Annotated in this window: 9 protein-coding genes and 1 other annotated feature; of the genes, 2 read left to right on the top strand and 7 right to left on the bottom strand. The window is 53.8% G+C overall.

Annotation, left to right across the window (positions count from 1 at the left end):
• Window positions 1-4: 4 nt before the first annotated feature.
• A complete protein-coding gene (locus tag ACFSDB_RS02245) occupies window positions 5-1,108 on the bottom strand; it encodes a nitric oxide synthase oxygenase (protein ID WP_204891233.1) in 1,104 nt (367 codons plus the stop codon).
• A 138-nt stretch (window positions 1,109-1,246) separates the two neighbouring features.
• On the opposite strand from ACFSDB_RS02245, the gene ACFSDB_RS02240 reads away from it, so the two are divergent.
• Window positions 1,247-2,038, top strand: a complete 792-nt coding sequence (locus tag ACFSDB_RS02240) for an HAD family hydrolase (RefSeq protein WP_204891234.1) — start codon at window positions 1,247-1,249, stop codon at window positions 2,036-2,038.
• A gap of 97 nt (window positions 2,039-2,135) precedes the next feature.
• Here ACFSDB_RS02240 and serA read toward each other — a convergent pair whose 3' ends face one another.
• Together serA and ACFSDB_RS02230 are read right to left on the bottom strand one after the other, a co-directional pair.
• Window positions 2,136-3,722: a phosphoglycerate dehydrogenase gene (serA, locus tag ACFSDB_RS02235; protein WP_204891235.1), complete on the bottom strand. Its 1,587-nt coding sequence runs from the start codon at window positions 3,720-3,722 to the stop codon at window positions 2,136-2,138.
• Complete coding sequence (locus ACFSDB_RS02230; protein ID WP_204891236.1) at window positions 3,712-4,881, bottom strand: pyridoxal-phosphate-dependent aminotransferase family protein; 1,170 nt, start codon at window positions 4,879-4,881, stop codon at window positions 3,712-3,714. The genes serA and ACFSDB_RS02230 overlap by 11 nt, the downstream gene beginning before the upstream one ends.
• 80 nt (window positions 4,882-4,961) lie before the next feature.
• Window positions 4,962-5,186: a binding site (T-box leader), on the bottom strand.
• 234 nt (window positions 5,187-5,420) lie between these two features.
• On the opposite strand from ACFSDB_RS02230, the gene ACFSDB_RS02225 reads away from it, so the two are divergent.
• Window positions 5,421-6,854 (top strand): M20 family metallopeptidase, encoded by a 1,434-nt coding sequence (locus ACFSDB_RS02225; protein ID WP_204891238.1) that lies wholly within the window; start codon window positions 5,421-5,423, stop codon window positions 6,852-6,854.
• A 691-nt stretch (window positions 6,855-7,545) separates the two neighbouring features.
• Here the strand turns inward: ACFSDB_RS02225 and ACFSDB_RS02220 are convergent.
• The 4 genes from ACFSDB_RS02220 to ACFSDB_RS02205 all read right to left on the bottom strand — a co-directional run bounded on the left by ACFSDB_RS02220 (window position 7,546) and on the right by ACFSDB_RS02205 (window position 12,124).
• Window positions 7,546-8,721 carry an acyl-CoA dehydrogenase family protein gene (locus tag ACFSDB_RS02220; protein ID WP_204891239.1) on the bottom strand — a complete coding sequence of 392 codons (1,176 nt, stop codon included), beginning with the start codon at window positions 8,719-8,721 and terminating at the stop codon, window positions 7,546-7,548.
• Between the two features lie 62 nt (window positions 8,722-8,783).
• Window positions 8,784-9,962 (bottom strand): CaiB/BaiF CoA transferase family protein, encoded by a 1,179-nt coding sequence (locus ACFSDB_RS02215; protein WP_204891241.1) that lies wholly within the window; start codon window positions 9,960-9,962, stop codon window positions 8,784-8,786.
• A gap of 30 nt (window positions 9,963-9,992) precedes the next feature.
• The gene (locus tag ACFSDB_RS02210) at window positions 9,993-11,411 is read right to left on the bottom strand and encodes an SLC13 family permease (RefSeq protein ID WP_204891248.1); all 1,419 of its coding nucleotides are present in this window, start codon (window positions 11,409-11,411) and stop codon (window positions 9,993-9,995) included.
• A gap of 20 nt (window positions 11,412-11,431) precedes the next feature.
• Window positions 11,432-12,124 carry a class I SAM-dependent methyltransferase gene (locus ACFSDB_RS02205; RefSeq protein ID WP_377338955.1) on the bottom strand — a complete coding sequence of 231 codons (693 nt, stop codon included), beginning with the start codon at window positions 12,122-12,124 and terminating at the stop codon, window positions 11,432-11,434.
• Between the last annotated feature and the right edge of the window lie 81 nt (window positions 12,125-12,205).

Here is a 12,205-nt window from a genome sequence, read left to right as displayed (position 1 = left end):
CCCCTTATAAGAGATATGGAGCCCTTTGGTTGAAGTAATTCGGTGTGACGACCTTATTGTCATACGGTTTATGGAAAATATGCGTCGTTGCCGGAGATAACGGCGGTATGAGCCATGCCCAGTTCCCGGTGACAGCCCGATCGGCTGCGGCTTCCTTTTTCTCGAAACTGCTGAACTGCTTCGCGGCGGTGTGGTGGTCGACAATCGTCACGCCAGCTTTCTGGAACGATTCCAAAACGGCGATATTCAGTTCCACAAGCGCTTTGTCCTTCCACAGCGACCGGTTCGATACCGAATTCAGCCCCATCATTTCCGCCACTGCTGGCAATAGGTTGTAGCGGTCTTCATCGGCCAGGTTTCGTGCCCCGATTTCCGTGCCCATATACCAGCCGTTAAAAGGCGCCAGCGGGTAGTGAATGCCGCCGATTTCCAGCTTCATCTCCGAAATGATCGGCACGGCATACCATTTCACGCCCATGTCTGCGAACTCCGGCCATTCGGGATGGCCAATCTCCACTTCCAGTACCGCTTCTTTCGGCAATTCGAAAAAGCGCGGCGCCTCCCCGTTCACTTCGATGACAATCGGCAGCACATCGTAATGCGTGCCAGCCCCTCTCCACCCGAGCTTTTCACATTCCTTCGTGAATTGGAGCGAAGAAGAGTCCCCGATGATTTTTCCGTCCCGCTCATAGCCGGCATAGCGCACCAATTGGTGGTTCCACACCCGCACCGGTTCTGAACTTTCAATTGCGGGAGGGAATACCGTGATGGCCGGCCGGACCTTTCCGCCGTTCGTTGCAAAGCGGATATGGTCCACCAGCCGTTCGAATATGCTCTCTGCTGTGGCCGCTTCCCGTTCATCGAAGACGGCAAGCGTATTCCAGAACAGGCGGCCGATGCAGCGGTTGTTGTTGCGCCAGGCCATCCTGGCACCATGTTCCAGTTCTTCGAATGTATGTGAATAACTGCCCGTTTCTTCTATTGCCTGGGCAACGTCCATTAATCTTTTATTCAATTCCTGTTCACTTTTCCCCAATTCCTTGTAACATTCCGTCAAAAACTCCGTGGCTTCCCTAAGCAAGTTGCTTGGCGCGCTGGCAGCATTCAAAATTATCACTCCTCGTGACCATTCTAACACCGTCCGGCTGCTCCTTTCATGCGAAAAGCGGCTGGCTGCTATGATTTTTGTGGCGATTCAAGTACACTTGGAAAAAGAGGATATTCAGGCATAAGGAGACGCGAAAAGATGGTAAAAGTGATTTTTTTCGATTTGGACGATACCCTGTTATGGGACAAAAAAAGTATAGCAACGGCTTTCCAGAAAACCTGCGAACTGGCCGAACAGGCAAGCGGGAAAGATTGCAGCGGCCTTGAAGAAGCTGTCCGCCATGAAGCAACCGAACTTTATGCTTCCTACCCTACATTTCCGTTCACGCAAATGATCGGCATCAACCCGTTTGAAGGGTTATGGGGCACCTTCGACGATGAAGGGCCGGATTTTCAGGAAATGAAGAACTTGGCTCCCTTGTACCGGCAGGAAGCGTGGACGCGGGGCCTCCAGAAGATCGGCATCGACAATCCCGAACTTGGGCAGAAATTAGCGGACTTTTTTCCGGAAGCCCGCAAACAGCATCCGATTCTCTATGACGAGACGCTGCGCGTTCTTGACCAATTGAAGGGCCGCTACGAACTGCTCTTATTGACGAATGGCTCGCCTGGCCTGCAGCGGAACAAGCTGGAAATCACGCCGGAAATTGCGCCTTACTTCGACCATATCGTCATTTCAGGCGATTTCGGAAAGGGCAAGCCCGATGCCGGCATCTTCAGCCATGCCCTGGCCCGTTTCGGCTACGGGCCACAGGATGCGCTGATGGTCGGCGATAATCTCCTGACCGATATCCTAGGTGCGGAGCGGGCAGGCATCCGCTCGGTCTGGATCAACCGCGAAGAAAAAGCACCGCATGACTCGATTGTTCCAACTTATGAAATTCAACACCTCGAAGAATTGCTGCAAATCCTCGAGCAGGAACAGCTTTAATGAAACAAACGGCGCACCGGGGATGAACCCGGTGCGCCGTTTGTTTTTCTTCTATATCAACAGCGTGGTCCAAAACTCTTCCCCATGCCTTTTTGCCTTACAAGCTGATGGCTTTCACCTTTTCGATTTCCGTAAGCTTTTCGAGCTGATCGAGGCTTCCCTGCTCGGCCGCTTTGTCGATTGTCAGCAGCATGATGGCGTCTCCGCCGGCGTTCGAGCGCCCGACCTGCATTGTTGCGATGTTGACGTTTTCTTCTCCGAGCAATGTGCCGACCCGGCCGATAACACCCGGCCGGTCATTATGGCGGATAAAGAGGATATTGCCTTTCGGCGCCACATCGACCAGGTAATCGTCGACTTTGACGATGCGTGCGCCTTGGCCGTTCAACAGTGTCCCTGCCGCTTTCCGGACGCCCTTGGCTGTCTTGATCTCGACTGTGATCAGATTTGTGAATCCTTTGGTTGCAGTGGACTTGCTTTCAGTCACGGTGACGCCTTTCAGCTCTGCAAAATAGGCTGCGTTCACGTCATTGACGATTTCCCCGAGATAGCGTTTCAAAAGCCCTTTCAGCATATTGCGCGTCAGCGGACCGACTTCGATATTGGCAAGTTCCCCTGCATATTGGATGTTCACTTCTTCTGCGGTGCCGTCTGCCAGATCGGCCAGAAAAATGCCAAGCCGTTCGGCGAGATCGAAATACGGTTCGATCTTTGCCATGACCTCCTTCGGGACCGACGGCAAGTTGACCGAGTTTCGGACGGTACCGGTTGTGAAGTAGCTGATGACGTCATTGCTGACATCGACCGCGACAATTTCCTGGGCTTCGACGGTGCTTGCCCCGAGATGCGGCGTTGCGACCACTTGCGGCAGGTCCAGCAGCCGGAAATCGACCATCGGCTCCTGTTCAAAAACATCGAGCGCCGCTCCTGCTACTTTTCCGGACTGGATGGCATCAAACAAGGCATTTTCATCGATGATGCCGCCCCGTGCGCAGTTGACGATTTGCACGCCCGGCTTCATCAAGCGGAAAGCTTCCGCGTTGATCAAATGCCGCGTCTCCTTCAGAAGAGGGGTATGGACCGTGATGAAATCAGCGGCCTTCACCACATCTTCGACGCTTCCGAAATCCACACCCATCTTCTCCGCTTTTTCCGGTGTCAGGAACGGATCATATGCGATGACGTTCATGCGCTGCCCTTTTGCACGCGCCGCAACTTCCGCCCCAATCCGGCCAAGGCCGATGACGCCGAGCGTCTTGTTCTTCAGTTCCACGCCGACAAACGATTTGCGGTCCCAGTTCCGGTTGCGCAGCGCATAATATGCCTGCGGAATCTTCCGCGCCATCGACATCAGCATCGCCATGGTATGCTCAGCTGCCGAGTTCGTATTGCCGTCCGGCGCATTGACGACGATAATGCCGTGCTCAGTCGCAGCTTCAAGATCGATGTTGTCGACCCCCACACCGGCGCGGCCGATGATTTTCAAGTGCTTGGCCTTCTCGATGATGGCACGCGTCACCTGGGTCTGGCTTCTGACAAGCAGGGCGTCGAATTCGCCAATCCGCTCCCCCAGTTCATCCGGCGTCATTTTGGTTTCCATCGTAATTTCAAAGCCGTCTGCTTGGCGCAGCGGGTAGATGCCATCTTCACTTAACGGATCGCTGATAAGGATTTTATAAGTCATTCTGCGTCTCTCCTTCGCTTAAGTAGATTTTCTGGGCGGCTCCTAAACCCTTGCCGAGTTCAATGTCTTTTCCGGATTTGATGATTCCGATTTCCATCGCAGCAATCGCCTGTAGCATATCCGCCGGCGAGCAATACCCCATGTGGCCAATGCGGAAAATCTTCTTTGCCAGTTCCTGCTGGCCGCCGGCTAGTTCCATCGCGAATTCCTTTTTCATCACTTTCCGGAAAGCTTCCGGATCAAAGTCATCCGGCCGGACAGCGGTGACGGTCGGCGATGCCGCAGCGTCCTCCGTCAATAGCGGAATTCCGTGCGCCTTGAACGCTGCACGCGTCATCTTCATCATCAAGTCATGGCGTGCATAGACCTGTTCCAGTCCTTCTTCTTCCAGCAGCTCCAGTACCTGCTGCAATCCGAATAAAATCGACAATGCCGGAGTGAACGGCGTGGTGTCTTTCTCGATGTTGTCCCGGTGCTTGATCAAATCCAGATAGAAACGCGGCTGCGGATTCGCTTCGATTTTCTTCCAAGCCCGTTCGCTTGCCGCGATAAACGCCAGCCCGGCCGGCAGCATGAACGCCTTTTGGGAACCGGTCACCATCACATCGATTCCCCAGTCATCCATCCGCGTCTCTACTCCTGCCACACAAGATACGCCGTCAACGATGACGAGCGCATCAGAGACTTCCCGCACAGCCCGGGCCAGCTCTTCCACGGGATTCAAGACGCCTGTCGACGTTTCACAATACGTGGCAAAAACGGCGTTGATGCTGCCATGGTCCTTCAAGAAAGCTTTCACTTTTGCTGGATCAAGCGCCTTCCCCCATTCTACTTGGAGTACATGCGTCTCCAGCTCGTAGGCTTTGCAGATTTTTACGAACCGGTCGCCGAATGCCCCGGTCACAATGACCGCCACTTCTTCACCCGGTGCTACCGTATTGACGACGGCTGTCTCCAGCCCTGCTGTACCGCTTCCTGTCAGAATCATCACTTCCTGTTCCGTGCCGAACACTCTCTTCAATTTCGGGCGGATGTCGGCGATCATATCGGACGTGCTCTGGCCACGGTGGCCGATCATCGGCTGGCTCATGGCCCGTGCAACGCTCGGCGGTATCGGTGATGGTCCTGGAATCCTCAAAATTTGTTGGTCTGTCAGCATATCGTCATTCTCCTCTCTGAATTGGAAACAAGTTAAAGCAAAGAAATGCAAAAAGGCCCTTCACTCCCTACATCAGAAATGTAAGGGGCGAAGAGCCTTCGATTCGCGGTACCACCCTAATTCGCTGTTTCGCAAAAAACAGCCTCATAGATCCACATGCGTAACGGACACGAACCGGATTGGCCTACTGGATTTCAGCCGCTCTATTCAGGAGTGCTGCCAACTGCCGGAACCGCTGATTTGCACCACCCATCAGCTCTCTGAAGATTCCTATGCCGTTCACTTGTCTCCGTCAAAATAGTTTGTCGAATTTTTAATTGAATTCATCATAACAAATCAAAAACAGTTGTCAATATAGAATAAATTTTCAGTTTAATTTGCAACCGTTTTCATTCTCTCAAAAGCCTGAAGCATTGCGGCTCTAAGAAGGAGAAAAAAATTTTTTTTATTTCTTCCGGCTGCTTCCTCGTAAATATCCCCAAATAGCACCGCATTTTTTTGTTATAATGGATTTATTATTGGTGAAAGGGGCGCATTGCATGATTACAGCTTTTTCAGTGAATGAATATTTGGCATCCAACCGAAACCGTTTCGAAGAAATCAGCAAGTTTATCTGGGAGCATCCGGAAACCCGCTACCAGGAGTTTGAATCTGCCCGGTTTTTGGCAGATGAACTTGAAAAGGAAGGCTTTCAGGTCGAGAGAGGCGTGGGCGGCATCGAAACCGCATTTACCGCTTCGTTCGGCGAAGGGAAGCCGGTCATCGGCTTTCTCGGAGAATTCGATGCCTTGTCCGGCCTGAGCCAAAAAGCGGACAGTACCGTGAAAGAACCTTTGGTTGCCGGAGGCACGGGCCACGGCTGCGGACATAACTTGCTCGGCACCGGCGCACTGGCAGCAGCCTATGCTGCTAAGGCTTATTTTGAGGAAAACGGCATCAAAGGGACAGTGAAGTTTTTCGGCTGTCCTGCTGAAGAAGGCGGCTCCGGAAAGACATTCTTGGTGCGCGAAGGGGTATTTGACGGTCTAGATGCCGCATTCACCTGGCATCCTTCGTACGTCAATGCCATCATGGGCTTGTCGAGTCTGGCGAATTACCAGGTCTACTTCCGCTTCCAGGGCATCGCTTCCCATGCGGCAAATTCGCCGCATCTCGGACGGAGTGCACTCGATGCGGTGGAATTGATGAACGTCGGCGTCAACTACCTGCGGGAGCACGTCATCCCCGAAGCACGCATGCATTATGCCATCACCAACAGCGGCGGCATCTCGCCGAACGTCGTCCAGTCCGAATCAGAGGTCCTATACTTGATCCGGGCTCCGAAAGTGGCGCAAGTCGACGAAATCTACAAGCGCGTCGTGAAAATCGCCCAAGGCGCAGCATTGATGACTGAAACCGAGATGACCATCGTCTTTGATAAAGCCTGCTCGAATTATGAACCGAACCGCGTGCTTGAAAACCTGCTCTACAGCAAAATGCAGGAAGCCGGACCGATCCAGCCGACGGCAGAAGAAAAGGCGTTTGCAGAAGGCATTTGGAACACCTTGTCCGAAGGCGAGAAGAAGAACTTTGTCGGCGGCATGGAAAGCTTCGGCTATAGCGGAGACGGCAGTGAATTTGAAGGGAAATTCCTGGCGGATATCATCGCCGCCTACGAGCCGTCCGATAAGATCATGCCGGGTTCAACAGACGTATCAGATGTCAGCTGGGTCGTGCCGACCGCACAAGTGACCACTGCCACCAGCGCCATCGGCACTCCGCTCCACACCTGGCAGATGGTGACACAGGGACTCAGCTCTTATGCCCACAGCGGCATGCTGCTTGCGGCGCAATCGATGGCTGAAGCAGCCATCCACCTGTTTGAAAACGAAGAGGATCTGGCCGCTGCGAAAGCGGAGCACGAAAAGAAGCGGGCGAAAGAACCCTACGTCAATCCGATCCCGGAAGACGTCAAACCTTCCGCCGTCAAATAACCTAAAAACCGGCCGACCCCTTTTGGGATCGGCCGGTTTTGAGCTTGTAGATAAAATAATATTTATTTATCTTAAAGAATGAAGATATATTTAGGATGAGCTATCTCGGATTCTCCACTTCAGGCGGACGCTTTCCGCGGGCTCGCGCCGAACTAACTAAGAGCCTGTGCTCCTGCGCAAGCTCGTCGCAAATGCTTGCCCTCGCAAGCTTCGGTCAAGCATTGACTAGCGTCCGAGTTAGTTCGGCACTTCGCTATCCCGCAGGTAAAACCGGTGCTCCTGTCTCTGCATCGCTGCGCTAGCTTCGAGACATGAAAGGGCGTTGCATCGCTTCGCTGCTTCGTCGCAAACAAGTCGGCCGAACTGCCTTCGGCCAACTTGCTCGCCGCCTTCCGTTCCGGATCCTGAAGCCAGCGGCTTGTACCCAGCAGGTCAAAGCAGAATCCGCATCTTACCTTATCTGTTAGATACAGGTGACGCTCCCGACCGTGCTGGCCACGAGACTCCTGTGGGCCAAGCTCGAGCTGAAGACCCTGGACTGAGCGAAGCGAGGGAAGCGGCTGAAGCCGAGCCCACGGAAAGCGAAGTGGCCAGCCCGGTCGGGCTTATGCATCTCTATTAATTTAAATTAGACTTTGTCTACAGTTTGATTCGGCGAATCCCTTTTGGAATCGGCCGGTTTTTCTGTTTTTTAATAAGAGCGCGGCATGCCGAGGACGTTCTGTCCGAGGAAAGCCAAAATCATGTTGTTGCTGACGGGGGCGACCTGGTACATCCGCGTTTCCCGGAATTTCCGCTCGATATCGTACTGGTCGACAAATCCGTAGCCGCCGTAAGTGTCGAGGCAGACATTCGCCGCGAGCCAGCTGGCTTCGCTCGACAAGTATTTCGCAAGGTTGGCCTGTTCGCCGTACTTTTCGCCTTCGTCGTATTTCCGCGCCGCCTCGTAGCGCATGAGGTCCGCGGCCTTCACCGCAGCGTATGCCTTGGCGATTGGGAACTGGATGCCTTGGTTGGTTCCGATTTTCCGGTCAAATACGACCCGGCTGTTGGCGTATTCCGTCGCTTTATCGATGAAGAAATATCCGTCGCCGATCGCTTCCGCGGCAAGCAGCGTGCGTTCCGCGTTCATGCCGTCGAGAACATAGCGGAATCCTTTGCCCTCTTCCCCGATCAGGCAATCGAATGGGATCTTCATGTTTTTATACCAGACTTGGTTGGTCGCGTAATTGAACATCGCCCGGACCGGTTCTGTGACGAACGCTTCCGGCTGCTGTTCCCGGATTTCCCGCAAGTCGACAAGGAACAGGCTCAGGCCTTCGGTTTTCTTCTCCCCTACTTGCTCGGAAGGCGTAGTGCGCGCCAGGAGCATCAAGAGATCCGACTGGAGCACGCGGCTCGTCCAGTTTTTATGCCCGTTGACGATATAGCCGTCTCCGGTCTTTTCAGCAAACGTCTCGATCGCCGTCGTATTCGAACCCGCTGCTTCTTCCGTAACAGAAAACGCCTGGAAACGGATGCTGCCGTCCGCGATCCCCGGCAGGTATTTTTGCTTCTGCTCTTCGCTTCCGTGCTTCAGCAGCGCCCCCATCGTGTACATCTGCGCGTGGCAGCCGGCTGCATGGCCGCCTGACCGGTTGATTTCTTCAAGGACGATGGTCGCTTCCGTCATCCCATATCCTTTGCCGCCGTACTCTTCGGGAATCAAAGCGGACAAGTAGCCGCTTTTTGTCAACGCGTCTACAAATTCATACGGATATTCCCGTTCAAGGTCGAGCTTCCGCCAATATTCATTCGGGAAATCGGCGCACAGCTTTCGCACTTCCGCACGCAATTGCTCTCGTTCCTGGACACTTAACTTCGCCATTCTCTTCTCCATCCTTTCGACTGTGCATTCTGGTTCTTGCCGGACAAACATCTATCAATGCTTCAGGCGCCGCCTGGTTCGGTATAGGGTTTCATTTGGTTGTAATCAAACCCGAATTCTTTCAAGATCGCCTCTGTATGCTCTCCTACTGCCGGGATTGGATTCATGACGGTCTCAATTTGGTCTGATGTCACCGGCGGAATCAGCGCTCTTAGCTTCCCTGCCGGCGAGTCCACTTCTGCCCAACGGTTTCTCGCATCAAGCTGCGGGTGATTTCCCAACTCCCGCATCGTATTCAGCCGCGCATTGGCAATTTTCGCCTCTTCCAAAAGATCGATGATGTCCGAAGACTCCATTTCCTTGAATACGTCCTCGATGATCGCTTTCAGCGCTTCTTTATTGGCGACGCGCTTGGAATTGCTGTCGAACCGGACATCCGCTGCAAGACCGGCATCTTTCAGCACTTCCTCACAGAATCGTGCCCATTCGCGTTCGTTCTGGATGCCCAGAAAGACCATTTTTTCGTCGCCCGCCTTGAACGGGCCATATGGATAGATCGTGGCATGGCTCGCGCCTGTCCGCTTCGGCTCCGCCTCTCCGTAGACGGAGTAATACAGCGGAAAACCCATCCACTCTGCGAGCGCTTCGAGCATGGATACTTCGATGATGGCGCCTTTTCCGGTCTTGTACCTTTGGATGATGGCTGTCAGAACGCCGGTATACGTGTACATGCCCGCTGCGATATCCGCAATCGAAATCCCCGCTTTTGACGGCGTGTCTTCGGTTCCGGTGACCGACACGAGCCCTGCTTCGCATTGGATCAGCAGGTCGTATGCTTTTTTATTGGTATAGGGCCCGAATGTGCCGTAGCCTGAAATCGAGCAAATGATCAGCTGCGGGTATCTTTCATGAAGTTCGGCTGCACTGAAGCCGAGCCGGTCCACTGCGCCCGGAGCCAAGTTATGGATAAAGACATCCGCTTCAGACAAAAGCTTGTCCAGCACTTTCTTTGATTCCTCATGCTTCAGGTCAAGCGTGATCGATTCTTTCGAACGGTTCGTCCAGACAAAGTGGCTCGACAAGCCCTTGACCGTTTCGTCATAGCCACGGGCGAAATCCCCTGGCCCCGGCCGTTCCACTTTGATGACGCGCGCCCCCAGATCCGCCAGCTGCCTTGTCGCAAAAGGCGCGGCAACCGCCTGTTCCAAAGAAACCACGGTAATTCCTTCTAATGGCAACATATGAAAACCTCCTTTGAATATTTTCAGGTTCTAGACCAGCCCGATCCATTGCCACCAAGTGGCAGCGACAAGTATGGTGGCCGCCACCGAAATGAGGGTGGCGAAGAATCCCGGTTTCAGAAAATCTTTTTGCGTAATCATGCCTGTGCTATGTGCCAATAAATTCGGCATCGATTCCACGATGAGCATAAAGCCGAACAGGCAGGTGAGCCCTGTCGTAAAGCCGATCGCCAGCGGATCAATGTCCCCTTTTTGCGCGACGCTGATGAGGATCGGCACCAGGATCACCACCGCTGTCGCCACATTCGAAATGAGCTTATGGAAAATCTGCGACAGCAGAATCACCACAATCACTGAAAGGAGCGGATTCCCGAGCATGCCTGCGAACCACCCGGCGCTCAGGTAGTCGCTGATGGTCTCAGCGGCCCCTGTATCGGCGAAAGCATATCCCATCGATAAAGTGATGCTGATGACCAGCACCGTATTGTAATTGATCCGGACGACCTTGTCCCATTCAGCGACGCCGATTTTCGGCAGCGTCATCAACACGACGCCAATCAGTGCCGGCAAGCTCGGATGCATACCGTGGACCGGTTCGCTGAGCCACAGGACCACGATAAACAGCAGGATCAGGAGGCTCCGGATTTCCGGTGCGCTGACCGGTCCAAGCGCCGCCATTTTCGACGCCATCTCCTGCTGGATTTCCGGGAAAAACCGATGCTCTTCCGGCAGCGGGAATACCTTCAGCAGCATCAGCCAGATGGAAGGCACCAGGATGATCCAAAGCGGCAGCGTATAATAAAACCATTGGAAATACGTAATCTGGATATCTGCAAAGCGGTCCAACAGTTCAACGGTCAGGATGTTGCCAATCGCCGCCGTCATGACGGACGTTCCGCTGATGATGCCGCCGAACGCCACGCCCAGCATGATCATTTTCCGGAGATTGCTCCCCGGCCCAGCTTTCGTCGTCTCGATGATCATCGAGGATACCGGCAGGATCAATGCCGATCGGACAGCTGTTGAAGGGATGAAAAAAGCCTGGATTTGCTGGATGATGATGATGCTTCCGAGCAGCCCCTTCGCATGCCCGCCCCAGCGCTCAAGTATCCAATAGGTCATGCGCCTGATGAGGGCCGTTTCGTTGACCGCAGTTGCCAGCATCATGCCGGCCACGATCAAATATGTAGCAGGGGAAGCGAAGCCGCTGAAGACGACAGCTGCATCTCCTACTTTAAAAATGAGCATGGCGAGCAGGATGATCAATGCGGTGAGCCCGATCGGCACCGGCTCGAGCGCCCAAAGCACAACGCCGGCTACGATGATGCCGGTCATGAGCTTCGCCTGGTGGGAAAACGTATCCGGGAGCCCGTAAAAGAGAACGAGAAACAAGACGGCGGCCAGCGCAAAGAATGCCAGCTTCCTTACATCACCTTGCCGGTCCTTCATGTTTCCCACCGCCTTCTCTTTTATTTGGCGTAGCAGAGCCAGCCGCCGAAATGATTGGTCTTGAAAAACTTCGCGATCTTATGGAATCCTGCTTCTGCCAGCAGTTCCCTGACGGTTTCTTCAGGGACTGATGCATCCACCAGCGTGCTTTTCATCAGCGCCTCCACCTTTTCTTCCGGCAGATCGGTCATGTCGAGCCAGTAGTTTTTCCAAAGCCCGACAAGCGCTTGGAATTCCTCGTCTTCCGGATCTCCGTATTTGCTGACGAGAACAAAAGGCGCCCCCGCTTCCAGATGCGACCGCAGCTTTTTCAAGAGCGCCAGCTTGTCCGCAAGCTCTGGAACGAAATGCAGCACGAGGATGCATGTCGCACCGTCGAAGACCGCTCCTTCCGGCACATCCGCTACCGTTCCATGGATCAGCTCGACGCGGCTTTCCATCCCTTCAGTCCGTGCTTTCATTTGGGCGGCGCCGAGCATCGCCTTGGACGGATCGACGGCAGTGAATGTCCAGCCGGGATTTCTCGGCCCGAAAGCCTTCAATTCATTTCCGCCTCCTCCGCCGATGACAAGAACCGACGCGTTCTCGTCCAGATTCGTTCGCAGAAACGTCTGGGCGAGCCGAAGCATCGGGTCATATGTCGGCAGCGTCCGCCTTACGCCTTTGTCGTATTCATTTGCAATATCGCTGTCAAACGCCATCTTGTCTGCCATTTTGCCACTCCTTTACATTTCGTATTTCCCGGTTCCTGACAAGGTGCGATGCTGCCTTGATCATGTAATATTTGAATAGCC

This window comes from Planococcus chinensis, from assembly GCF_042681545.1.
In the GTDB taxonomy this organism is placed as follows: domain Bacteria; phylum Bacillota; class Bacilli; order Bacillales_A; family Planococcaceae; genus Planococcus; species Planococcus chinensis.
This window is presented reverse-complemented; position numbering and strand designations above follow the sequence as displayed.